Raw genomic sequence first — 24631 nt, 5'->3', positions numbered from 1 at the left:
GAAGTAATTTCGATTTAAATCAATTTGGTAAGATTATTCCCAAAATACCTGTTTACAATTATGGTTTCATTTTCTTACACCTTTATTTCCACAATTTTTGCCGGAAAAAATCCCCATTCGACGCCAAAAATCGCAACCGTATGTTTTTAATGAATTTATTTTAAATTGCCGATTTTAATCTCTCTACCCTCTCCTATCGCCCGGTTCTGCGGGACAAAAACCGAGCAAATGTTAAAAATAAAAATATAAATCTAGTTAAAAAACACAATGCAGATTAGTACACTATATAAAAAGCAAAAAAGCAGCTTTAACAGCCAACGATTAATAAATTAACAGAATTTTAACCAAAGGGAGATAACACATGCTTTCGCCCGCCGCTCACTGGCGTAGCGCCGCTGCCGATACGTTCGCACTGGTGGTGTACTGCTTTATCGCCGGCATGGCGATAGAAGTGTTGATCTCCGGCATGAGCTTCCAGCAATCCCTCTCTTCGCGCCTGCTGTCGATCCCGGTCAACATCCTGATCGCCTGGCCTTACGGTCGCTATCGCGATCTGTTTATCCGCACGGCGCGCCGCTGTCCACGCGGCCAGTTCGTGCTGCGCAACCTCGCCGACCTGCTGGCCTACGTCAGCTTCCAATCGCCGGTTTATGCCGCCATTCTGTGGAGCGTAGGCGCCGACGGTCAACAAATGCTGGCGGCGGTCACCAGCAATGCGCTGGTCTCCATGGCGATGGGCGTGGTGTATGGCTATTTCCTGGAATATTGCCGGCGGCTGTTCCGGGTGGTGGGCTACGTCTAAACCAGGAGCCCGACATAGCGGGCTCCTGTAGAGCGGACTATTTGCGGCTCAGGCTGCCGCGGCGGAACAGATTGCGGCGGATACGCGTCAACCCCGGTTTGGGTTTACGCGGTTCGTCCAGGCTGGCCAACACCAGCTCCAGCACGCGTTCGGCTACGTCACGATGGCGCTGCGCCACCGCGAGCACCGGGCACTCGAGGAAATCCAACAGTTCATGGTCGCCGAAGGTGGCAATCGCCAGATCGGTCGGCAAACGGCCACGTTGCTTCAGCGTCACGTCCATCACGCCCTGCAACAACGAGAACGAGGTGGTGAACAGCGCCTGCGGCATCGGGTGCGTTTTCAGCCATTCGGCAAACAGCGCGCCGGCGGCTTCACGTTCATAGCTGTTGGCGTACAGATAATCGACGTGGCGGGGATCTTCTTGCCAGGCCTGACGGAAGCCCTGCTCACGCAGGAAGCTCACCGAAAGCTCCGGCAAGGCGCCCAGATACAGCACCGATTCAGCCGGGAAGGTGCGCAGCTCCTGCGCCAGCGCAAAGGCGTCTTCCTGATCGGCCCCGACGACGCTGATGAAATGCTCGCGATCCAGCGCGCGGTCCAGCGCGATGATCGGCAGCGGATCGTTGGCCCAGCGTTGATAGAAAGGATGCTCCGGCGGCAAGGCGGTGGAGACGATGATGGCGTCCACCTGGCGCTGCAACAGGTGCTCGATACAGCGCATTTCGTTGTCCGGCTGATCTTCGGAACAGGCGATCAGCAATTGGTAACCACGCTGGCGCGCCTGGCGTTCCAGGTAGTTGGCGATGCGGGTATAGCTGGTATTTTCCAGATCCGGGATCACCAGACCGATAGAACGGGTACGCCCGGCGCGCAGCCCCGCCGCGACGGCATTCGGGTGATAGTTATGCTCCCTGACCACGGCCATCACTTTCTCGACGGTTTTATCGCTGACACGATACTGCTTCGCCTTGCCGTTGATGACGTAACTGGCCGTCGTGCGCGAAACGCCCGCGAGACGCGCGATTTCATCCAGTTTCACATTAACCCCTTAATGACGCTGAAAATAGAAGTGAAGGCTGTGCTCGGATTAACCATGACATCCCGTACGGTTATTCAATCCAGCCTCTGCGATCTAACAGCAGAAAACACTGCCTAGCAACCGCTTTTGCCGAAAGGTGCCAGCAATCGGGCAAAAAATACCGAAAAACAAAGGGCGCAGCCACGCCGCGCCCCCGATTATTCGCCGCCAGACCGCGCTCAGCGCATGATTTTGTCGCCGCGCGACACGCCAACCACGCCGGAACGGGCCACTTCCACGATCTCCGCCACTTCACGCACTGCGCTCAGGAAGGCGTCGAGCTTGTCGCTGGTGCCGGCCAGCTGTACCGTGTACAGCGTCGCCGTCACATCGACGATCTGGCCGCGGAAAATGTCGGCGCAGCGCTTCACCTCTTCACGGCCGTAGCCGCTGGCCTGCAGCTTCACCAGCATGATCTCGCGCTCAACGTGGGCGCCCTGCACCAGCTCGCTGACGCGCAGCACGTCCACCAGCTTGTGCAGCTGTTTCTCAATCTGCTCCAGCACTTTCTCGTCGCCGACGGTCTGGATAGTCATGCGCGACAGCGTCGGATCGTCGGTCGGTGCCACCGTCAGGCTCTCGATGTTATAACCGCGCTGGGAAAACAGCCCGACCACGCGCGACAAAGCGCCGGATTCGTTTTCCAGCAAGACAGATAAAATACGGCGCATGATCAGGTCCTCTCCGTTTTGCTAAGCCACATTTCGTCCATGCTTCCACCGCGGATCTGCATCGGGTAAACATGTTCGGTTTCATCGACGGTCACGTCGACGAACACCAGCCGCTCTTTTTCCGCCAGCGCCTGCGCCAGCTTGCTTTCCAGCTCATCCGGCGTGCGGATGGCGATACCGACATGGCCGTAAGCCTCGGCCAGCTTGACGAAGTCCGGCAGAGAATCCATGTAGGACTGCGAGTGACGGCCGGAATAAATCATGTCCTGCCACTGCTTCACCATGCCCAGATAGCGGTTGTTGAGGTTCACCACCACCACCGGCAGGTTATATTGCAGCGCGGTGGACAGCTCCTGAATGTTCATCTGAATGCTGCCGTCGCCGGTCACGCACACCACGGTTTCCTCCGGCAGCGCCAGCTTGACGCCCAATGCCGCCGGCAAACCGAAGCCCATGGTGCCGAGGCCGCCGGAGTTGATCCAGCGGCGCGGTTTGTCGAATGGATAATAGAGCGCGGCGAACATCTGGTGCTGGCCCACGTCCGAGGTGACATAGGCGTCGCCTTTGGTCAGGCGATGCAGGGTTTCGATCACCGCCTGCGGCTTGATGGTGCCGCTGTGCTTGTCGTAACCCAGGCAGTCGCGGGCACGCCACTGCTCGATAGACTGCCACCAATCGCGCAGCGCGTCGTGATCCTGCGCTTTCTCGTCCTGCGCCAGCAGCTCCAGCATCTGAACCAACACCTGCCTGGCATCGCCGACGATCGGAATATCGGCGTCCACCGTTTTGGAGATCGAAGTCGGATCGATATCGATGTGCAGCACGGTGGCGTCCGGGCAGTATTTAGCGAGGTTATTGGTGGTGCGATCGTCGAAGCGCACACCGACGGCGAAGATCACGTCGGCATGGTGCATGGTTTTGTTGGCTTCATAGGTGCCGTGCATGCCGAGCATGCCGACGCTCTGGCGATGGGTGCCGGGGAAAGCGCCCAATCCCATCAGGCTGCTGGTCACCGGCAGGTTCAGCTGCTCCGCCAACGCCAACAGTTCGGCCTCGCAACCGGCGTTGATCGCGCCGCCGCCGACGTACATCACCGGCTTTTTGGCCGCCAGAATGGTTTGTAACGCGCGTTTGATCTGCCCGCGGTGGCCCTGCACCGTCGGGTTATAAGAACGCATGCTCACGTCCTGCGGGTAGGCATAAGGCATCCGCACCGCCGGGCCGACGATATCTTTCGGCAGATCGATCACCACCGGGCCGGGGCGCCCGCTGGAAGCCAGGTAGAACGCCTTCTTCAACACCGCCGGGATGTCTTCAGTGCGTTTTACCAGGAAGCTGTGCTTCACCACCGGGCGAGAAATCCCCACCATATCGCACTCCTGGAAGGCGTCGTAGCCGATCAGCGAGCTGGGCACCTGCCCCGACAGCACCACCATCGGGATCGAGTCCATGTAGGCGGTGGCGATGCCGGTAATGGCGTTGGTGGCGCCGGGGCCGGAGGTCACCAGCACCACGCCCACTTCACCGGTGGCGCGCGCGTAGCCGTCGGCCATGTGCACCGCCCCCTGCTCGTGGCGCACCAGAATATGATCGATCCCTCCTACCGTATGCAGGGCGTCGTAGATATCGAGCACCGCCCCGCCGGGGTAGCCGAATACATGCTTAACGCCCTGATCGATCAACGATCGGACGACCATCTCGGCTCCTGACAACATCTCCATGGGTTTGCCTCCAGGCTTGCTTATTCTTCTCTGGCGCCGGAACGTAGCGCCTGCTGCGGGGCAATGCCCCAAAGTTTTTATGGGTTGTCGCTATCGAATTAACATAACGTCAGAATATGGGGCAGGCAAACGGCAAAATGGCTTAACGGTAGCGGGGTTATTGCCAAGCAGCTGGAGATCGCGGCTTTATAAAAACAATGCGCTAGCCTCGGGGTTGTCAGGCTAAGCATTGTTTCGAACAGGCGGGAAATTACAGAACTAAATCAGGTGAAGGATATGCCGATTTTTTGGCCGGGTGCATGGCCCGGCGGCGGCGTCAGGCCTGTTCCTGGTACATCGAGTCGATTTCACGCTGATAGCGCTGCAGGATCACTTTACGGCGCAGCTTCAGCGTTGGCGTCAACTCCCCCAGCTCCATCGAAAAGGCCGCCGGCAGCAGCGTGAACTTCTTCACCTGTTCGAAGCGCGCCAGCTCCTTTTGCATCTCGCGCAGGCGCTTTTCGAACATCTCGAGGATTTCGCCGTTGCGCAGCAGTTCCAGGCGATCTTGGTATTTCAGGTTCACTGACTTCGCGTACTCTTCCAACGACTCAAAGCACGGCACGATCAGCGCGGAAACGAATTTACGCGCATCGGCGATGATCGCCACCTGCTCGATAAAGCGATCCTGCGCCAGCGTGCCTTCCAGCATCTGCGGCGCGATATATTTGCCGCCGGAGGTTTTCATCAAATCCTTCAGGCGTTCGGTGATGAACAGGTTGCCCTCTTCATCGATCGCCCCGGCGTCGCCGGTTTTCAGCCAGCCGTCCTCGGTAAAGGTCGCGGCGGTTTCCAAAGGTTTGTTGAAATAGCCGCGCATCACAATCGGCCCGCGCACCTGGATTTCATTTTCCTCGCCAATGCGCACCTCGACCTCCGGCAGCGGTTTACCGATGGAGCCGAAGCGGAAATGCCCCTCTTCCCAGCAGGAGACGGTCGCACAGGTTTCGGTCATGCCGTAACCGTACTTGATGTTGACGCCCATCGCCTGGAAAAACAGGATCACATTGTCGTCCAGCTTGGCGCCCGCCGCCGGCAAAAAGCGCACCCGGCCGCCGAGGATACCGCGCAGCTTGCTCAACACCAGCTTATCGGCCCAGCGGTGGGTGAAGTCGAACACTTTGCCCAACGGTTTGCCGGCGCGCTCCTGCAGGAATTTGCGCTCGCCGCAGACGATCGCCCAGTGGAACAACGCACGGCGCAGCCAAGGGGCGCGCGCCACTTTTTCGTGCACCGCGCTGAAAATCTTCTCGTAGAAACGCGGCACCGCACACATCAGCGTCGGGCGGACCTGCCCCATCGCTTCCCGCACCCAGTCGGTGTTCGGCAGGAAAACGTTCTGCGCGCCGGAATGCATCACAAAGAAGCTCCAGGCCCGCTCAAAAACGTGCGACAGCGGCAGGAAGCTGAGCGACACATCTTCTTCGCCGACCGTCAGCCTTTCATCATGAAGGTAGAGCTGCGCCGCCAGGTTGCGGTAGTCCAGCATCACTCCTTTCGGCTCGCCGGTAGTGCCCGAGGTATAGATCAGGGTGAAGAGATCCTGCAGGTCGCACTCTTCAATACGCTGCTGGCGTTGAGCGGCAAAAGTCGCCGGATCGGCAGCGCGCTCGAAGGTGCTCAGATGCTGTGCGATCTCGCAGCCGCGCAGATCGGCCCCCTCGTCGAAGACGACAATATGGCGCAGCTGCGGGCAGACGCCGCGCAGCGCGATGGCGGCGTCAAGCTGCGCCTGCTCGCCGACGAACAGTATACGGATGTCGGCGTCGTTGGTGACGAACGCCGCCTGTGCCGGCGTGTTGGTGGAATAAAGCGGAACGCTGATGCCGCGCAGGTGAAGGATAGCGAGATCGGTCAACGCCCAGACCATCGTGTTATTGGCGAAAATACCGATGCGTTCTTGTACTTCGACGCCCAGCCCCAGCAGCCCGGCGGCAATGCGGTCAATACGAGTGGCGGCCTCTCCCCAGGTCAGCTGCAACTCGCCGTTGGGCGACCATTGGCGAAAAGCTGTGCGATCGGCTCGGTGGATGATTTGATGCTGTATACGATGGATCAAATGGTATTGCAGCAGATTAGTGATCATAGTGCTCTAAGCCTGAAATGAATCAAACAGTTAAGCCGGAACGACGCCTTACGGCCCTCATCTCAGCTTACACGTGTTTACTTTTTTCTGCGCAGTCTACCTAGTCTCAGACAGGGGGAAAAGCGATTTCAGCGTAGAAGTGTGAGCCAAAACTCAGTCCGGCTTCCGCACTTTCATTGGTTGGACAAAACGGGGAGGAAAAGGTTTGCTGATGGCAATAAAACGCGGCCCATCCGGGCCGCCGCATCGAGTTAGTTTAAAATACCAGCCGGAAAGTAAAAATCAGAATATTAATTTATATTAATTATTTTTGCTGAACGAACAAACTCACTCTGAAAATAAGTTATTTTATCGCCGTAAAACCAAGAAACATCTTAATAAAAACACAGATAGTTCTTAGTTTTTATCATGAGAAAAAAACGCTCAGTTGAATATTATCTTTATGTGGCTCCCATTCTTTATCGCTTTACTTTGGGTTACCTGCCTCAATCAGGACGGATTTCATCCACTGGTGGCCTTTATCCCGCTCGGAGGATTCATGCCAGGAGAGATAGCAGGTGGCTTTATTCTCGTTGCCACATAAAGGAACCGCCTTTATTTTCAACGCTTCCGTCTGCTGTCGCACCAACCAAACGGGCGCAATCGCCACCATTTCCGTTTGCGACACCATATTCAACACGCTGTAGAGATCCGTGCACTGTTGCGTCACGGCGCGCAGCATCGGCTCCTCTAAATAAAAAGGTTTACTGAACGATCCAAAACTCTCCAGGGAAACCGCAGCGTGCTGCTCGGCCAGCATGTGCTCCGGCGTCACCTCCTCGCCTATTCTCGGATGCGCCTGCGCAACCGCCAGCACTAATTCGTCGTCGAACATCGCCAGGCTGCGAAACTCCGCCGATTCGAAACGGCTGTAGCCGATGACAAACTCGACGTCCTGATAACGCAATTGATGCTCAATATTATTGTTGATGTACGACTTTATTTGCAGGTTAAGCTGCGGCGCGATCTGTTTGACGTGATTGATTATCCCGGCGCCCAGACGCAAATCGAGCGGGCTACACAGCGACAGGGAGAACGCTCGCGTGCTGGTCAGGGGTTCGAACTCGGCGCCCGGCAACTCATTTTGCACCAGCTGCAGCGCTTGCCGCACCGGCCCAAAAAGCTGCCTGGCCCGCATGGTGGGCTGGATCCCGCGCCCACAGCGCACGAAAAGCTCATCGTTGAACATCACCTTCAGGCGCGCCACCGCGTTGCTCACCGCCGGCTGCGACATCCCTAACGAATTAGCGGCTCGCGTAATATTTTGCATTTGCATCACGGCGTCAAACACCGTCAGCAAATTAAGATCGACGCTGCGCAAATGAATGTCCGCCGGCTCTTTGACCATGGCGATTTCTGAATCATATTCAGCCATATTTCACTCCACTAAATCCTGTGTAGATAATCTAATCCTTATGCTCGACAAACAATGAAACGCCGCATTGTCTTATCTTTGCACGACAAATCCTGCCATTACCGCCATCAGCCGATAAAAAACCTCGTGTTATCGTCACGATATAAGTCGTATGTGGAATACATGTCAGCAGCATCTCCCGTCAGCGGGAAGAATGCCACCTGGGTGGTACTAATAATTAGGTATCAACAATGATTAAGACAATTAAACAACCTAACCGCACAGTATGAGACAAACTATAGAAACACATCATAAGCAATCAAACCATCTAAAAACACCGCTCACTTTGTGTAAAAACGCATTATTTTGTTATATTATGACTAAAACAATCAATTAATCATATGAATTTAATTTAAATCATTTGTATTAAAAATGTTATTTTATTGCCCCCCGTGATTAATTCCTCTTATTTTTTCATCACAAATCTTAACGCAACGAAATCCAGAAGCAATTAGCGCAGTATATATTCGATTCGTTTATGCTAAGCAGCACGCAAACTGGCCCCGTTTTTTCTCTAGGGCGTCGCTTTTTTGCCGCATGATCCTCTGTTCGGTCGATTCGCCGATGCATTGTCCCCGCATTCAATCAGGTGTTGACATCGCCAGGGCAATCACGTATCAAATTAGGCAGACACCCCATTTAAGAGAAGCTGAACCCTTATGATCCGTACTCACCGTCTACTAGGCCTACTACTTAACGCATCTTGTTTGCGCGGTATGCCTGTGGACGAAGTTCGGAGCTGACTCAGCCGATCACCCATAAGAAACCCGCGCTACTGCGCGGGTTTTTTTTTGCCCGCTTAGCGTGAAATCAACACGATAAGGAATGCACCGATGAGCCAACAAGTCATTATTTTCGATACCACGCTGCGTGATGGCGAACAGGCATTGCAGGCCAGCCTGAGCGTAAAAGAGAAGATTCAGATTGCGCTGGCGCTGGAGAGAATGGGCGTCGACGTGATGGAGGTCGGCTTCCCGGTCTCTTCGCCGGGCGACTTCGAGTCGGTGCAAACCATCGCGCGCCAGATCAAGAACAGCCGCGTCTGCGGCCTGGCCCGCTGCGTAGACAAAGACATCGACGTGGCCGCAGAAGCGTTGCGCGTCGCCGAAGCGTTCCGCATCCACGTGTTCCTGGCCACCTCGACCCTGCACATTGAATCGAAGCTGAAACGCTCGTTCGACGAAGTGTTGGAGATGGCGGTGCGCTCGGTCAAACGTGCCCGCAACTACACCGACGACGTAGAGTTCTCCTGTGAAGACGCCGGCCGCACACCGATCGACAATCTGTGCCGCGTGGTCGAAGCCGCCATCAATGCCGGTGCCACCACCATCAATATCCCGGACACCGTCGGCTACACCACGCCGAACCAGTTCGGCGGCATCATCACCACCTTGTATGACCGCGTGCCGAACATCGACAAAGCCATCATCTCCGTGCACTGCCACGACGATTTGGGCATGGCGGTCGGCAACTCCATCGCCGCGGTACAGGCCGGCGCCCGTCAGGTGGAAGGCACCCTGAACGGCATCGGTGAACGCGCCGGCAACTGTTCGCTGGAAGAGGTGATCATGGCGATTAAAGTGCGCCAGGACATCATGAACGTGCACACCAACATCAATCATCAGGAAATTTTCCGCACCAGCCAGATCGTCAGCCAGCTGTGCAACATGCCGATCCCGGCCAACAAGGCGATCGTCGGCTCCAACGCCTTCGCCCACTCCTCCGGCATTCACCAGGACGGCGTGCTGAAGAACCGCGAAAACTACGAAATCATGACCCCGCAGTCGATCGGCCTGAAGGACGTGCAGTTGAACCTGACTTCCCGCTCCGGCCGTGCGGCGGTGAAACACCGCATGGAAGAGATGGGCTACCAGGAGCAGGACTACAACCTGGATACCCTGTACGCCGCCTTCCTGAAGCTGGCCGACAAAAAGGGCCAGGTGTTCGACTATGACCTGGAGGCGCTGGCCTTCATCAATAAACAGCAGGAAGAGCCGGAGCACTTCAGCCTGGGCTACTTCAGCGTGCAGTCCGGCAGCAGCATCATGGCCACCGCTTCGGTGAAACTGATCTGCGGCGGCGAAGAGAAAGCCGAGGCCGCCACCGGCAATGGCCCGGTCGATGCGGTTTATCAGGCAATCAACCGCATCACCGACTACCCGATCGAGCTGGTGAAATACCAGCTGACCGCCAAGGGCCATGGCCGCGACGCGCTGGGCCAGGTGGATATCGTGGTCTCTTACAACGGCCGCCGCTTCCACGGCGTAGGTCTGGCGACCGACATCGTCGAATCCTCCGCCAAGGCGATGGTGCACGTGTTGAACAATATTTGGCGCTCACAGCAGGTAGAAAAAGAAAAGCAGCGCCTGCAGCAAAACAAACATCAAAATAATCAGGAAACGGTGTGAACATGACGAAGACTTATCACATTGCCGTCTTGCCCGGAGACGGCATCGGCCCGGAAGTAATGGCTCAGGCGCGCAAAGTGTTGGACGCGGTGCGTCAACGCTTTGACATTCGCATCACCACTGCCGAATACGACGTCGGCGGCATCGCCATCGATCGCCACGGCAGCCCGTTGCCGCCGGCGACCGTCGCCGGCTGCGAGCAGGCCGACGCCATCCTGTTCGGATCGGTAGGCGGCCCGAAATGGGAACACCTGCCGCCGGCCGAGCAGCCGGAACGCGGCGCGCTGTTGCCGCTGCGCAAGCACTTCAAGCTGTTCAGCAACCTGCGCCCGGCGCGCCTGTATCAAGGGCTGGAGGCATTCTGCCCGCTGCGCGCCGACATCGCCGCCCGCGGCTTCGACATTCTGTGCGTGCGCGAACTGACCGGTGGCATCTACTTCGGCCAGCCGAAGGGCCGCGAAGGCCAGGGTATGCAGGAGCGCGCTTTCGATACCGAGGTGTATCACCGTTTCGAGATTGAACGCATCGCGCGCATCGCCTTCGAATCCGCCCGCAAGCGCCGTAACAAGGTGACGTCGATCGACAAGGCCAACGTGCTGCAGAGTTCCATCCTGTGGCGTGAGGTGGTCAATCAGGTCGCCAAGGATTACCCGGACGTGTCGCTGTCGCACATGTATATCGACAACGCCACCATGCAGCTGATCAAGGATCCGTCCCAGTTCGACGTGCTGCTGTGCTCCAACCTGTTCGGCGACATCCTGTCCGACGAATGCGCGATGATCACCGGCTCGATGGGCATGTTGCCGTCCGCCAGCCTGAACGAGCAAGGCTTCGGCCTGTACGAACCGGCGGGCGGTTCCGCGCCGGATATTGCAGGCAAAGGCATCGCCAACCCGATTGCGCAGATCCTGTCCGCCACCCTGCTGCTGCGTTACAGCCTGGGCGCCGATGAAGCGGCCGACGCCGTGGAGCGCGCCATCAACCAGGCGTTGGAACAGGGCTACCGCACCGCCGATCTGGCCGGTGACGGCAAAGCCGTCAGCACCGATGAAATGGGCGACATCATCGCTCGCTTTGTAGCTCAGGGGGCATAACATGGCCAAGACCTTATACCAGAAGCTGTACGACGCCCACGTGGTGCACGAAGCGCCGAACGAAACGCCGTTGCTGTATATCGACCGTCACCTGGTGCACGAAGTCACTTCGCCGCAGGCGTTCGACGGCCTGCGCGCCATGGGCCGCAAGGTGCGCCAGCCCGGCAAAACCTTCGCCACCATGGATCACAACGTGTCGACCCAGACCAAAGACATCAACGCCAGCGGCGAAATGGCGCGCATCCAGATGCAGGAGCTGATCAAGAACTGCGCGGAATTCGGCGTTTCGCTGTATGACCTGAACCACCCGTTCCAGGGCATCGTACACGTGATCGGGCCTGAGCAAGGCATGACGCTGCCGGGCATGACCATCGTCTGCGGCGACTCGCACACCGCCACCCACGGCGCTTTCGGCTCGCTGGCGTTCGGCATCGGCACCTCCGAGGTGGAACACGTGCTGGCGACCCAGACCCTGAAGCAGGGCCGCGCCAAGACCATGAAGATTGAAGTCACCGGCGACGCCGCCGAGGGCATTACCGCCAAAGACATCGTGCTGGCGGTGATCGGCAAAACCGGCAGCGCCGGCGGCACCGGCCACGTGGTGGAGTTCTGCGGCAAGGCAATCGAAGCGTTGAGCATGGAAGGCCGCATGACCCTGTGCAACATGGCGATCGAAATGGGTGCCAAGGCCGGGTTGGTCGCACCGGACGACACCACCTTCGCCTACCTGAAAGGGCGCCAGTTCGCACCAACCGGCGAAAACTGGGAGCAGGCGGTCGCCTATTGGCGCACGCTGAAGTCCGATGCCGACGCCCAATTCGATACCGTGGTGACGCTGCACGCCGAAGAGATCGCGCCGCAGGTCACCTGGGGCACCAACCCCGGCCAGGTGATCGCCGTCAATCAGGCGATCCCGGCGCCGGAATCGTTCAGCGATCCGGTCGAGCGCGCCTCTGCGGAAAAAGCCTTAGCCTACATGGATTTGAAACCGGGCATCAAATTGACCGACGTGCCGATCGATAAAGTGTTCATCGGCTCCTGCACCAACTCACGCATCGAAGATCTGCGCGCGGCGGCGGCGATCGCCAAGGGGCGCAAGGTCGCCAGCGGCGTGCAGGCCATCGTGGTGCCGGGATCCGGCCCGGTGAAGGCCCAGGCGGAAGCCGAAGGGTTGGACAAAATCTTTATCGAAGCCGGTTTCGAATGGCGTTTGCCGGGTTGTTCGATGTGCCTGGCGATGAACAACGACCGCCTGAATCCGGGCGAGCGCTGCGCATCCACCAGCAACCGTAACTTCGAAGGGCGTCAGGGCCGCGGTGGGCGTACCCACCTGGTCAGCCCGGCGATGGCCGCTGCGGCCGCCGTCGCCGGTCACTTCGCCGACATCCGTGATATTCACTAAGGGGCTAACGTGGCTAAATTTACTCAACATACCGGCTTAGTGGTGCCTTTGGATGCGGCCAACGTCGACACCGACGCCATTATTCCCAAGCAGTTTTTGCAGAAGGTGACCCGTACCGGCTTCGGCCAGCACCTGTTCAACGATTGGCGCTTCCTCGACGACGCCGGCCAACAGCCGAACCCGGAGTTCGTGCTGAATAAACCGCGCTATAAAGGCGCGAGCATCCTGCTGGCGCGCGAGAACTTCGGCTGCGGTTCCTCGCGCGAACACGCGCCCTGGGCGCTGACCGATTACGGGTTCAAAGTGGTGATCGCGCCGAGCTTCGCCGATATTTTCTACGGCAACTCGTTCAATAACCAGCTGTTGCCGGTGACGCTGAGCGAGCAGCAGGTGGATGAGCTGTTCAACCTGGTCGGCGCCAACGAAGGGACGGAGTTCGTGGTGGATCTGGAGAACCAGACGGTCAACGCCGGCGGAAAAAGCTATCCGTTCGAAATCGACAGCTTCCGCCGCCACTGCATGATCAACGGGCTGGACAGCATCGGCCTGACGCTGCAGCACGAAGCGGACATCTCCCGCTACGAAGCGCAGCAGCCGGCGTTTCTGAATTAATCCCCTTCACCCGCCGCCCGGCGGGTGAATTTTTTCCTCACCAGTAGCCCAGCAGCTTCCACCACGCCCCACCGATCAGCATCCAAATCAGCAGGTTAACCACGCTCATCACCAGCCCCACTTTCCACCATTCCCCCAGCGTCACGTAGCCGGAGCCGAAGATGATCGGCGCGGTGCCGGTGCCGTAATGCGTCAGCGACATCATCAGCGAGGAAGAGAACGCCAGGATCAGGCCCAGCAGCGCCGGTGGCGCGCCGAGCGCGATGCCGGCGGCGAAGAAGGCGGCGAACATCGCCGTCACGTGCGCGGTGGTGCTGGCGAAGAAATAGTGAGAATACAAATAGATGAGAGTCAGCAAGATCGTGCCGCCCACCCAGCTCATGCCCATATGGTCGATGCCGTTGCCCACGGTTTGCGACAGCCAGCCGATCAGCCCCAGCTTGCCGAGGAAGCTGGCCATCATCACCAGCGCCGAGAACCACACCACGGTGTCCCAGGCACCTTTATGCTTGAGCACATCCTCCCAGCTCAGCACGCCGGTGGCCAACAGCACCGCCAGGCCGATCAGCGCCGCGGTGGTGGGATTGACCGCCAGCGCCGGGCCGAAGATCATCGCCGGGATGCCGGCCCACAGCACCAGCAGCAGCGCGAACACCCCGAGGGTGATTTTCTCCGGCAGCGTCACCGGCCCCAGCGCCTGCAGTTTTTCGCGCGCGAAGCGCGGCGCGTCCGGGGTACTTTTGACCTCCGGCGGATACAGCAGATAGATGACCAACGGCATCACGATCAGCGAGCACAGCCCCGGCACCAGCGCGGCGACTGCCCACATCGACCAGGACAGTTCGAAGCTGCCGTGGGTGCCTTTGGCAATCAGGCTGACGATCAGCGGGTTAGGCGCGGTGGCGGTGATAAACATCGCCGAAGTGACCGGGTTGATGTTGTAGTTCACCAGCGACAGATAGCGACCGATTTTACCGGAGGTATTGAGCTCGGGTTTGGAACCGAAGCTGTCAGCGATCGACTTCATGATCGGGTGAATGATCCCCCCGCCGCGTGCGGTGTTGCTCGGCGTCACCGGCGCCAGCGTGGTTTCCGCCAGCGTCAGCGCATAGGCGATACCCAGCGTTTTTTTGCCAAACAGCGAAATGAAGTAGTAGCCAATGCGCGCGCCCAGCCCGGTTTTGTTCAGGCTGAGGGAGATCATGATCGAAAAACCGATCAGCCAGATCAGCTGGTTGGAAAAGCCGCTGAGCGCGTCGTCCAGCGCGGCGCCCGGCTTGCCGGGGTTGGTGACGCCGGTCACCGCCACCAGGGCGATGGCGATCACCGAGACCGCGCCGATCGGCATCGCCTTGCCGATGATGGCGATGATGGTGCCGATAAACAGCGCCAGCAGCTGCCAGGCGTTGGGTGCAACGCCCTCCGGCACGGGAATGAGGAACCAGATAATCAGCGTGGCGGCGAGGGCGCACAGGGAAGGAAGCGGTTTGAGCGGTGTGAGTTTATCCATAACGTTCCCACTGTTCTAAACAACAAGGCGGCGTCTCAATAGCGAGACGGGCGTGGGCGCAACGATCGCGCTCCATATGCCTTCAGCTTGGGCGTCCGTTTCAGCCTTCTCAATGACTTGCATCAAGAATGCCGCCGTTTGACCTCACACTTCACGCACTTTGGCGCTCATCCAGAGCGCCGCCAGCGCCAACAGCGCCGCCATCCAATACACCGAGCCATGACCGAAGTTCTCCACCAGCGCCCCCTGCAGCACCCCGGCCAGGATCACCCCGGTCGAGATACTGTTGGTGAACAGCGTGGTGGCGGCGCCCGGTCGGCCCGGCATCAAATCTTGAAAATAGAGCATGCCGATACCGGCGACGATGCCGATAAACACCGCGTTGAGCAGCTGCAGCGCGATCAGGGCCGGCTTGGCCGCCAGCACTATCAGCCCGAGATAAAACAGCACGCCCGCCGCCACCGCCAGCAGCATCATGTTGCGCTTGCCGAAGCGTTTGACGTAATAACCGGCCAGCAGCATTGCCGGGATCTCCAGCCCGGCGGCGGTGCCCATCAGCACCCCGGCCAGCCCTTCCGGCAGGCCGAGATCGGCGGTGATATACAGTGGCATGTCGATGATGTACAGGGTGTTGCAGGTCCACATCAGCATTGAGGCAATGAATAGCCAGCGCACGTCTCGATTGCGCCAGGCGCTGGCGGGCGCAATCGGCGCGGAAGCGCCTTCCCGCAACCCTTCGCCATCCGCCGCGCGCGGCACCGAAGGCAGCATGAATCCGACCAGCAGCACGCAGACCGCGAAGGTGGCGGCGGCGATCAGGAACATCACGGTAAAGCCGTAGTTCAGCGCCAACGCAAACGACAGCGGCGGGCCGATCACCCAGGCCAGCGAAAGCTGGGCGCGCATCACCGAGCTGAACATCACCACTTCACGCGCCTCGCTGTCGGCGTATTCCCGCGCCAGGGCGAAGATCTGCGGCATGGCGGTGTTGGCGATCGCCGCCATCAACACCCCGGCGGTGATCAGCGTCAGGTAATCGCGGTTAAAGGCGAACAGCAGGCAGTTGCCGACCGCCATCAGGCAGCACAGCAGGATCAGCCTGCGCCGGTCGCCGCGGGTGTCAGAACGTTTGGCCAGCAGGAAGCTGACCACGATGCCGGCCACGGCGTTAGCGGTGTAAAACAGGCCGACCCACAGCGGCCGCACCTTGACCTCGGTGGTCAAAAACAGGCTGAGCGTCGGCGTCAGCAACGCGCCGGCGATGCCGGAGAGAAAAGCGATCAGCAGGAATGCGGCAAAGATGGGGTTGATGCGCAGTGACAACCGGCTCAGGCGTTGCATATCGTCTTCCCTGACCTTAAAGCAGAAGAATGAACCTTAGGTCACGGCGAGAAAAATGCAAGCATATCGCCATGACCACGCATAAAAAAACCAGTGGGTCGCCCCACTGGCTGGTGAAACAGCACCATTACTCAGAAATTGGTTGCCGCCGCCCTTACAGGTGCTCGCGATACTGCTTATCGGTCATCTCTTTGATATCCCACTGGGTCAGGTGCGCCAGCATCGCCAGCCGCGCCTGTTCGGGCACCACGCTCAGCCAGTCGGCGCGCTGGCGGCGCACTGCGCTGAAATAGCGTTGATAGAACTGTCTGGATAAGAAAGCTTTCATGATTACGCCCTCCCCTTTCATTGATGAAAATTATCGGCGTAATATAGGGAAAGAAAAATTGACGAGTTGAGGCAGGAGCGTTCCTCTTTTATGTCTACGTCCCGATTGCAGCAGCAGTTCATCCGTCTGTGGCAACGTTGCCACGGTGAAACGACCGACACCACACTGCAGGCGCTGGCGGAGGTGCTGAGCTGTTCGCGGCGCCACGTGCGCTCCCTGCTGAGCGCCATGCAGCGGGAGGGTTGGCTCACCTGGCAGGCGGAGTCGGGGCGCGGCAAGCGTTCGCGGTTAACCTTCCACTACACCGGCCTGGCGCTGCAGCAACAGCGGGCCGAGGAGCTGCTGGAACAGGACCGCATCGATCAGTTGGTGCAGCTGGTGGGCGACAAAAACGTGGTGCGCCAGATGCTGCTGTCGCAGCTGGGGCGCAGCTTCCGCCAGGGGAAACACATCCTGCGGGTGCTCTACTACCGGCAGCTGTACAACCTGCTGCCCGGCTCGGCGCTGCGGCGTTCGGAGACCCATTTGGCGCGCCAGATCTTCAACGGCCTGACGCGCATAAATGAGGAAAACGGGGAACTGGAGTCCGATCTGTCTCACCATTGGCAGGCGCTGACGCCGCTGCACTGGCGGTTTTACCTGCGCCCGGCGATCCATTTTCATCATGGCCGCGAGCTGGAGATGGCGGACGTCATCACTTCCCTTTCGCGACTGACCTCGCAACCGCTGTTCTCGCACATCGAGAGCGTCACCTCGCCGACGCCGTTCGTTATCGACGTGCAGCTGCGCAGCCCCGACCACTGGCTGCCCTGGCTGCTGGGCAGCGTGCAGGCCATGATCCTGCCGCGCGAATGGCGTGAACTGCCGGATTTCGCCCGCCATCCGGTCGGCACCGGCCCCTACCGCATGGTGCGCAACCATCCCAGCCAGATGAAGATCCACGCCTTCGACGACTATTTTGGCTACCGGGCGCTGATCGACGAGGTGAACATCTGGGTGCTGCCGGAGTTTTCCGAAGAGCTGGTGCACTCCGGCGTGCAGCTGCAGGGCGATGAAACCGGCAACAGCGAGCTGGAAAGCCGGCTGGAAGAGGGTTGCTATTTCCTGCTGTTCGATCAGCGTTCTCCGCTGGCCGCCGACCCCGCCATTCGCAGTTGGCTGTGCGAATTGATCAACCCCATTTCGCTGCTGAGCCACGCCGGGCCGCTCTACCAGCGCTATTGGTCGCCGGCGTACGGCCTGCTGCCGCGCTGGCACCACAACCGCACGCTGGCGCAGCAGCCCAAGCCCGCGGGCCTGACCGAACTGACGATGACCCACTTCAATGAACATTCGGAGTTTCACGCCATTCGCCAGGCGATCGAACCGCTGCTGGCGCAGCACGGCATCCGCCTGATCGTGCAAAGCGTGGATTACGCCACCTGGCACCAGGGCGACGCGCGCAGCGATCTGTGGCTCGGCAGCGCCAACTTCTATCTGCCGCTGGAGTTTTCGCTGTTCGCCACGCTGTACGAACTGCCGCTGATGCAGCATTGCATGAACGAAGATCTGGCGCAGGACGCGGCGCTGTGGCGCGCCAACCGCTTGCCGCTGGCCGAGTTCTGCCAGCGTCTGGTCAGCAACCACCAGCTGCATCCGCTGTTCCACCACTGGCTGCAGCTGCACGGCCAGCGCAGCATGCGCGGCGTGCGGATGAACACCCTCGGCTGGTTCGACTTCAAGTCCGCCTGGTTTGCCCCGCCGGAGGCATAAGCGCCTTTCGCCCGGGTCGGTTAATCTTTACAATAGCGCCGTCTCAACGGGGTGCGGTAAGTCGGGCCGCGTGATAAGCCCGATTTTCCGCTGAGAGCACACCCGTCGAACCTGATCCGGTCAATACCGGCGGAGGGATTTGAGCCCAGCGAACCGGCGACGCCGCCTCGCCCCCTCAGATGCCCTTGCCCCCTTATTTTTCAGGAGTGCAACGTGGTCAAAACATATCTGCCCTGCTTATTGCTGCTGTGTGCCGCGCCGGTGTTCGCCAAGCCGACGCTGACGGTTTACACCTACGATTCCTTCGCCGCCGACTGGGGCCCAGGCCCGGCGGTAAAAAAAGCCTTCGAAGCCGAGTGCGACTGTGAACTGAAGTTCGTCGCGCTGGAAGACGGCGTCTCGCTGCTGAACCGCCTGCGTATGGAAGGCAAGAACAGCGCCGCCGACGTGGTGCTGGGGTTGGACAACAACCTGTTGCAGGCGGCGCAGCAAACCGGCCTGTTCGCGCCGAGCGGCGTCGACACCGCCAAACTGACGGTGCCGGGCGGCTGGCAGGACGCGACTTTCGTGCCTTACGACTACGGGTACTTCGCCTTCGTCTACAACAAAGAAAAACTGAAGAACCCGCCAAAAAGCCTGCAGGAGCTGGTCAGCAGCGATCGCAACTGGAAAGTGATCTACGAAGATCCGCGCACCAGCACGCCGGGCCTCGGCCTGCTGCTGTGGATGCAAAAAGTGTATGGCGACAAGGCGCCGGCCGCCTGGCAGCAGTTGGCGAAGAAGACCGTCACCGTCACCAAAGGCTGGAGCGAAGCCTACGGCCTGTTCCTGAAAGGCGAAGGCGATCTGGTGCTCAGCTACACCACCTCTCCCGCCTATCACCTGATCGAAGAGAAAAAAGATATCTACGCCGCCGCCACGTTCAGCGAAGGGCACTACCTGCAGGTGGAAGTGGCGGGCAAGCTGAAGGCCGCCAAACAGCCTGAGCTGGCGGAGCGCTTCATGCAGTTCATGGTGACGCCGGCCTTCCAGAACACCATCCCGACCGGCAACTGGATGTACCCGGTGATCAACACCCCACTGCCCGTCGGCTTTGAGCAGATGAACGTGCCGCATACCGCGTTGCAATACAGCGCCGAAGAGGTGGCCAAACAACGCGGCGGTTGGATCCGGGCATGGCAAACCGCCGTCAGCCGCTGATCCCCCGCTGGCTCTGGCCGGGGCTGCTGGCCGCCGGCGTGATCCTGCTGGTCGCCGCGCTGGCGATGGGCTCGCTGTGGCGTCACGCGCCGGACAGCGACTGGCGCGGCCTGTGGCAGGACAGCTACCTGTGGCACGTGGTGCGCTTCACCTTTTGGCAGGCGCTGCTGTCGGCGCTGATTTCGGTGCTGCCCGCCGTTCTGCTGGCGCGCGCGCTCTATCGCCGCCGCTTCCCCGGCCGGCAGCTGCTGCTGCGGCTGTGCGCCATGACGCTGGTGCTGCCGGTGCTGGTGGCGGTGTTCGGCCTGCTCAGCGTCTATGGGCGCCAGGGCTGGCTGGCGACGCTGTGCGGCTGGCTGGGCGTCGAGTATGGCTTCTCGCCCTACGGCCTGCAGGGCATTCTGCTGGCGCACCTGTTCTTTAACCTGCCGCTGGCCACCCGCCTGTTGCTGCAGGCGCTGGAGAATATCCCGGTGGAGCAGCGCCAGCTGGCCGCCCAGCTGGGCATGAATGGCTGGCAGCAGTTCCGCTTCGTCGAATGGCCGGCGCTGCGCCGCCAGATCCTGCCGAGCGGCGCGTTGATCTTCATGCTGTGCTTCGCCAGCTTCGCCACCGTGCTGTCGCTCGGCGGCGGGCCGCAGGCCACCACCATCGAACTGGCGATCTATCAGGCGCTGAGTTACGACTACGATCTGGGCCGTGCCGCCATGCTGGCGCTGATCCAGTTAAGCTGTTGTCTGGGGCTGGTGTTGATCAGCCAGCGCCTGAGCCAGGCGCTGCCGGTGGGCCATACCCACGCCCAGCGCTGGCGCAACCCGGAAGACAGCCTGTGGCGGCGCGTCGGCGATTTTCTGCTGATCGCCGCCGCGCTGTTGCTGCTGCTGCCGCCCCTGCTGGCGGTGATCGCCGACGGCGCCAATCAGGCCGTCGTCAGCGTGCTGCGCCAGCCAGTGCTGTGGCAGGCGCTGTTCACGTCGCTGCGCATCGCCCTCGGCGCCGGGCTGTTGTGCGTGGCGCTCACTATGATGCTGCTGTGGAGCAGCCGCGAGCTGAAGCTGCGGCAGCACCTGCGCGGCGGCCAGGCGCTGGAGCTGAGCGGCATGGTGATCCTGGCGATGCCGGGCATCGTGCTGGCCACCGGCTTCTTCCTGCTGCTGAGCGATACGATCGGGCTGCCGCAGTCGCCCTATGCGCTGGTGATTCTCACCAATGCGCTGATGGCGGTGCCCTATGCGCTGAAGGTGTTGGAGAACCCGATGCGCGACCTCGCCGAACGTTACAACCCGCTGTGCCTGTCGCTGGATATCCACGGCTGGCAACGGCTGCGGCTGATCGAACTGCGCGCGCTGCGCCGCCCGCTGGCGCAGGCGCTGGCCTTCGCCTGCGTGCTGTCGATCGGCGATTTCGGCGTGGTCGCCTTGTTTGGCAACGAGCATTTCCGTACCCTGCCTTTTTACCTGTATCAGCAGATTGGCGCCTACCGCAGCAACGACGGGGCGGTGACCGCGCTGCTGTTGCTGCTGTTGTGTTTCCTGCTGTTTACCCTGATCGAACGCTTACCGGGGCGCCATGCTGACGCTTGAAAAACTGACCTATCTGTACGAACACCTGCCGATGCGCTTTGATCTGCGCATCCAGCCGGGCGAGCGCGTCGCGGTGCTCGGCCCCAGCGGCGCCGGTAAAAGCACCCTGCTGAGTTTAATCGCCGGTTTTCTGCCGGCGGCCAGCGGCCGGCTGCTGCTGAACGACGAAGACCACACCGCCACGCCGCCGGCCAAACGGCCGGTGTCGATGCTGTTTCAGGAGAACAACCTGTTCGCGCACCTGACGGTGGCGCAGAACATCGGGCTGGGGTTGGATCCCGGTCTGCGCCTGACTGAACAGCAGCGCCAACAGCGGGCGCATATCGCCCGTCAGGTCGGTCTGGAGGAGCACCTGGAGCGCCTGCCGTCGCAGCTTTCCGGCGGTCAGCGTCAGCGCGCCGCGCTGGCGCGCTGTTTGATTCGCCAACGGCCGATCCTGTTGCTCGACGAGCCCTTCTCGGCGCTCGATCCGGCGCTGCGCAACGAGATGCTGCAACTGCTGCAGACGGTGTGCGAACAGCGCAACCTGACGCTGCTGATGGTGTCGCACAACCTCGACGACGCCGCGCGCATCGCGCCGCGCACGCTGCTGGTGGTCGACGGGCGCATCTACTACGACGGCCCGACGCAGGCCCTGCTGGACGGCAGCGCGCCCGAAGCACGCGTGCTGGGCATTTCGGGTAAAGCGTGATCTGACGCGCGTTTTTTATGCTGCAGCAATAAACCTGTTGTGCGAATTTTGCGCCTGTGTTTTTATAAAAACCTGACTTTTTTTACTGATGATAAGGTTCCCTGTGATCGCATCCTCGCTGACTTCGACCCTACTAGTTACCGCGCTACCAGCCGCGGTGGTCGTCGTGCGTGTGGTGGTGGTCGTCGGCAATGCGCCGTAGGGTCCGAATCAACGCATCGATTCCCAAACCCCGCCGGCGCAAACCGGGCGGGGTTTCTTGTTTTAGCACCCTGCCCAGAAAAGCTCACCGGCCTTGAGAAAGGACAGGAACATGGCAACTTCGGGCACGCCTCAACCGGGCACCAGCTTCACCGGCGCACAATTGATCGTTCATCTGCTGGAGCGTCAGGGCATCACCACCGTCGCCGGCATCCCCGGCGGCGCCGCGCTGCCGCTGTATGACGCGCTGAGCCAAAGCACCCGCATTCACCACGTGCTGGCGCGCCACGAACAGGGCGCGGGCTTTATGGCGCAGGGCATGGCGCGCGCCAACGGCAAAGCGGCGGTGTGCATCGCCTCCAGCGGGCCGGGCGCCACCAACCTGGTCACCGCCATCGCCGACGCCAAGCTCGACTCCATCCCGCTGGTGTGCATCACCGGTCAGGTGCCCTCCTCGATGATCGGCACCGACGCCTTCCAGGAGGTGGACACCTACGGCATTTCCATTCCGATCACCAAGCACAACCATCTGGTACGCGATATCCGCGAACTGCCACAGGTGATCGGCGACGCGTTCCGCATCGCCGAGTCCGGCCGCCCCGGCCCGGTCTGGATCGATGTGCCGAAAGACGTGCAGACCGCCACCATCACCCTGGAGGAGCTGCCGCCGATCGCCGTACCGGACGCCGCACCGAGCTGGGCAAGGTCAAACAGGCCAACGTGGCGATCCATGCCGACGTCGGCCAGGTACTGCAACAGCTGCTGCCGCAGATCGACACGCAGCCGCGCAGCGCGTGGCTGAGCACCGTCAACGACCTGAAACGCGAGTTCCCGTTCAACATGCCGAACGCCGACGATCCGCTGAGCCATTACGGCCTGGTGCTGGCCGCCGCGCGCTGCGTGGACGACAGCGCCATTATCACCACCGACGTGGGCCAGCATCAGATGTGGGTGGCGCAGGCCTATCCGCTGAGCCGGCCGCGCCAGTGGCTGACTTCGGGCGGGCTGGGCACCATGGGCTTCGGTCTGCCGGCGGCGATCGGCGCGGCGTTGGCGGAGCCTGAGCGTAAAGTGCTGTGCTTCTCCGGCGACGGCAGCCTGATGATGAACATTCAGGAAATGGCCACCGCGGTCGAACACGATCTGGATGTGAAAATCATTTTGATGAACAACCAGGCGCTGGGGCTGGTGCACCAGCAGCAAACCCTGTTCTACCAGCAGCGCATCTTCGCCGCCGCCTATCCGAAGCGCACCGACTTCCTGAAGATCGCCGCCGGATTCGGGCTGGACACCTGCGATTTGAACGCCGCGGAAGATCCGCAGGCCGCGCTGGCCGAAGCGATCCAACGCCCGGGCCCCTGCCTGATCCACGCGCTGATCGACATCAACGAAAAAGTGTTCCCGATGGTGCCGCCGGGCGCCGCCAACATCGACATGATTGGAGAATAAGCCATGCTGCAACCACAAGATAAACCCCAGGTGATCCTGGAGCTGGCCGTGCGCAACCATCCCGGCGTCATGTCGCACGTTTGCGGGCTGTTCGCTCGCCGCGCGTTCAACGTCGAAGGCATTCTGTGCCTGCCGCTGAAGGACGGCCAGCAGAGCCGCATTTGGCTACTGGTGGCCGACGACCAACGGCTGGAGCAGATGATAAGCCAGGTGGAAAAGCTGGAGGACGTGCTGCAGGTGAAGCGCCACAGCGAAGACGTGCGGGTATTTGAACAGCTGGAAGCGTTCTTCCAGTAAGGCGAACGGGGGCTGACGCCCCCTATCCATTATGATGATTGCCCGGACAGCACCTGCCACAACAGGTGCCGATACACCGGCATCAGCGGCTGCTGGCTCAGCAGATAACCGACCGCCAGCGCCGCCAGCCAACTCACGGCGCACACTAAGCGCAGCCGCAGCGGCGTCAGCCACCGGCTCAGCCGATCGGCGTTGCGCTTGCCCTCACGCCACCAGCGCCAGCTCAGCCACACCGCCAGCCAGAGGGTGAGCGCCGCGGCGAGCAGCAGCCACTTGAACATCGCGCTGTTGGCGCCGGCGGGAATGTCGATCGCCACGCCCGCCAGGATGCCGGGGAAAAAATAGACCGGCGGCCAGGTCAGGCAGCCGATGATGTTCGGCAAGGCAAACTTGTACGGCGGCAGATCGAGCATGCCGGCCACCATCGGCACCAGCGGGCGCGTCGGGCCAACGAAGCGGCCGATCAGAACGGTGGCCATGCTGTGCTGATGCAAGGCGTGCTCGGTTTTATCGAGCAGCGCTTTGTTCTTCTTCAGGAACGACCAGCGGTGCAACGGCCCCTTGAAGGCGCGGCCGACGAAATAAGAGATCCAGTCGCCGAGCAGGCAGCCGACGATCCCCGCCGCCCAGGCGTAGTAGAAGTCCACCTTGCCGCTGCCGATCAGGGCGCCGATGCTGGCCATCATCACCGTGCCGGGCAGCAGTAGCCCTACCAGCGCCAGCGACTCGAGAAAAGCGACCAGCAGAACGACCATCAAGGTGAAAGCCAGTGACTGGGTGATCAAATCTTGTAAATAGGCTTCCATTACACCTCTGCGGATTATTCGGCCAAACGGGGCGAAGGATTTTCCAGTGCAGCCGCAGACGAGTCAATCGATGAATTGTATGCGTATTTGGCAACGCCGCACGG

20 protein-coding genes, 1 pseudogene and 1 riboswitch are annotated in these 24631 nt (G+C 60.4%); of the genes and pseudogenes, 12 read left to right on the top strand and 9 right to left on the bottom strand.

Annotated elements, in window-relative coordinates:
* Window positions 1-361: 361 nt before the first annotated feature.
* Window positions 362-802: an L-alanine exporter AlaE gene (locus AC4PR2_RS06410; protein WP_084826854.1), complete on the top strand. Its 441-nt coding sequence runs from the start codon at window positions 362-364 to the stop codon at window positions 800-802.
* Window positions 803-839: 37 nt separating this feature from the next.
* Here AC4PR2_RS06410 and cra read toward each other — a convergent pair whose 3' ends face one another.
* From cra to leuO, 5 genes are all read right to left on the bottom strand, one after another.
* Window positions 840-1844: a catabolite repressor/activator gene (gene cra / locus AC4PR2_RS06405; RefSeq protein ID WP_004932801.1), complete on the bottom strand. Its 1005-nt coding sequence runs from the start codon at window positions 1842-1844 to the stop codon at window positions 840-842.
* A gap of 218 nt (window positions 1845-2062) precedes the next feature.
* Window positions 2063-2554 (bottom strand): acetolactate synthase small subunit, encoded by a 492-nt coding sequence (gene ilvN / locus AC4PR2_RS06400; protein WP_004932806.1) that lies wholly within the window; start codon window positions 2552-2554, stop codon window positions 2063-2065.
* Window positions 2555-2556: 2 nt separating this feature from the next.
* Entirely contained in the window at window positions 2557-4275 is a 1719-nt protein-coding gene (gene ilvI / locus AC4PR2_RS06395; RefSeq protein ID WP_043148148.1) for an acetolactate synthase 3 large subunit, read from the bottom strand.
* Window positions 4276-4591: 316 nt separating this feature from the next.
* The gene (locus AC4PR2_RS06390; protein ID WP_197802387.1) at window positions 4592-6400 is read right to left on the bottom strand and encodes an AMP-binding protein; all 1809 of its coding nucleotides are present in this window, start codon (window positions 6398-6400) and stop codon (window positions 4592-4594) included.
* Window positions 6401-6866: 466 nt separating this feature from the next.
* Window positions 6867-7814, bottom strand: a complete 948-nt coding sequence (leuO, locus tag AC4PR2_RS06385) for a transcriptional regulator LeuO (protein WP_197802386.1) — start codon at window positions 7812-7814, stop codon at window positions 6867-6869.
* A gap of 872 nt (window positions 7815-8686) precedes the next feature.
* Here leuO and leuA point away from each other — a divergent pair.
* The 4 genes from leuA to leuD are packed head-to-tail and all read left to right on the top strand — an operon-like array spanning window position 8687 to window position 13369.
* The gene (gene leuA, locus AC4PR2_RS06380) at window positions 8687-10261 is read left to right on the top strand and encodes a 2-isopropylmalate synthase (RefSeq protein WP_004932820.1); all 1575 of its coding nucleotides are present in this window, start codon (window positions 8687-8689) and stop codon (window positions 10259-10261) included.
* Window positions 10262-10263: 2 nt separating this feature from the next.
* Entirely contained in the window at window positions 10264-11355 is a 1092-nt protein-coding gene (gene leuB / locus AC4PR2_RS06375; protein ID WP_060440781.1) for a 3-isopropylmalate dehydrogenase, read from the top strand.
* A 1-nt stretch (window position 11356) separates the two neighbouring features.
* On the top strand, window positions 11357-12757 hold the full coding sequence (gene leuC, locus AC4PR2_RS06370; protein ID WP_048232639.1) for a 3-isopropylmalate dehydratase large subunit: 1401 nt from the start codon (window positions 11357-11359) through the stop codon (window positions 12755-12757).
* A 9-nt stretch (window positions 12758-12766) separates the two neighbouring features.
* Window positions 12767-13369, top strand: a complete 603-nt coding sequence (gene leuD / locus AC4PR2_RS06365) for a 3-isopropylmalate dehydratase small subunit (RefSeq protein WP_060422456.1) — start codon at window positions 12767-12769, stop codon at window positions 13367-13369.
* A gap of 37 nt (window positions 13370-13406) precedes the next feature.
* Here the strand turns inward: leuD and AC4PR2_RS06360 are convergent, their stop codons facing one another.
* The 3 genes from AC4PR2_RS06360 to sgrT all read right to left on the bottom strand — a co-directional run bounded on the left by AC4PR2_RS06360 (window position 13407) and on the right by sgrT (window position 16548).
* Complete coding sequence (locus tag AC4PR2_RS06360; protein WP_141957970.1) at window positions 13407-14879, bottom strand: DASS family sodium-coupled anion symporter; 1473 nt, start codon at window positions 14877-14879, stop codon at window positions 13407-13409.
* A gap of 144 nt (window positions 14880-15023) precedes the next feature.
* A complete protein-coding gene (locus tag AC4PR2_RS06355; RefSeq protein ID WP_060422450.1) occupies window positions 15024-16220 on the bottom strand; it encodes an MFS transporter in 1197 nt (398 codons plus the stop codon).
* A 154-nt stretch (window positions 16221-16374) separates the two neighbouring features.
* Entirely contained in the window at window positions 16375-16548 is a 174-nt protein-coding gene (sgrT, locus tag AC4PR2_RS06350; protein ID WP_004932838.1) for a glucose uptake inhibitor SgrT, read from the bottom strand.
* 90 nt (window positions 16549-16638) lie between these two features.
* On the opposite strand from sgrT, the gene sgrR reads away from it, so the two are divergent.
* The 7 genes and pseudogenes from sgrR (at window position 16639) to ilvN (AC4PR2_RS06315) (ending at window position 23721) form a co-directional block, all read left to right on the top strand.
* Window positions 16639-18300, top strand: coding sequence for an HTH-type transcriptional regulator SgrR (sgrR, locus tag AC4PR2_RS06345; RefSeq protein ID WP_060440783.1), 1662 nt, complete (start codon window positions 16639-16641; stop codon window positions 18298-18300).
* 37 nt (window positions 18301-18337) lie between these two features.
* Window positions 18338-18456: riboswitch (TPP riboswitch) on the top strand.
* A 57-nt stretch (window positions 18457-18513) separates the two neighbouring features.
* On the top strand, window positions 18514-19500 hold the full coding sequence (thiB, locus tag AC4PR2_RS06340) for a thiamine ABC transporter substrate binding subunit (protein WP_443014457.1): 987 nt from the start codon (window positions 18514-18516) through the stop codon (window positions 19498-19500).
* Window positions 19476-21083 (top strand): thiamine/thiamine pyrophosphate ABC transporter permease ThiP, encoded by a 1608-nt coding sequence (gene thiP, locus AC4PR2_RS06335; RefSeq protein ID WP_038873432.1) that lies wholly within the window; start codon window positions 19476-19478, stop codon window positions 21081-21083. Before thiB ends, thiP begins: the two co-directional genes overlap by 25 nt.
* Window positions 21070-21774, top strand: a complete 705-nt coding sequence (gene thiQ / locus AC4PR2_RS06330) for a thiamine ABC transporter ATP-binding protein ThiQ (RefSeq protein WP_038873430.1) — start codon at window positions 21070-21072, stop codon at window positions 21772-21774. Before thiP ends, thiQ begins: the two co-directional genes overlap by 14 nt.
* A gap of 88 nt (window positions 21775-21862) precedes the next feature.
* Entirely contained in the window at window positions 21863-21976 is a 114-nt protein-coding gene (gene ivbL, locus AC4PR2_RS06325) for an ilvB operon leader peptide IvbL (protein ID WP_154747116.1), read from the top strand.
* A 111-nt stretch (window positions 21977-22087) separates the two neighbouring features.
* Window positions 22088-23424, top strand: a pseudogene (locus AC4PR2_RS06320) (thiamine pyrophosphate-dependent enzyme).
* A gap of 3 nt (window positions 23425-23427) precedes the next feature.
* Window positions 23428-23721 (top strand): acetolactate synthase small subunit, encoded by a 294-nt coding sequence (gene ilvN, locus AC4PR2_RS06315; RefSeq protein WP_016929110.1) that lies wholly within the window; start codon window positions 23428-23430, stop codon window positions 23719-23721.
* A gap of 29 nt (window positions 23722-23750) precedes the next feature.
* Here the strand turns inward: ilvN (AC4PR2_RS06315) and AC4PR2_RS06310 are convergent, their stop codons facing one another.
* Entirely contained in the window at window positions 23751-24527 is a 777-nt protein-coding gene (locus AC4PR2_RS06310; RefSeq protein WP_330113268.1) for a DedA family protein, read from the bottom strand.
* Between the last annotated feature and the right edge of the window lie 104 nt (window positions 24528-24631).

The organism is Serratia sp. A07 (assembly GCF_058725505.1).
Note: the sequence above shows the minus strand (reverse complement) of the source record. Positions and strands in the feature narration are given on the sequence as shown.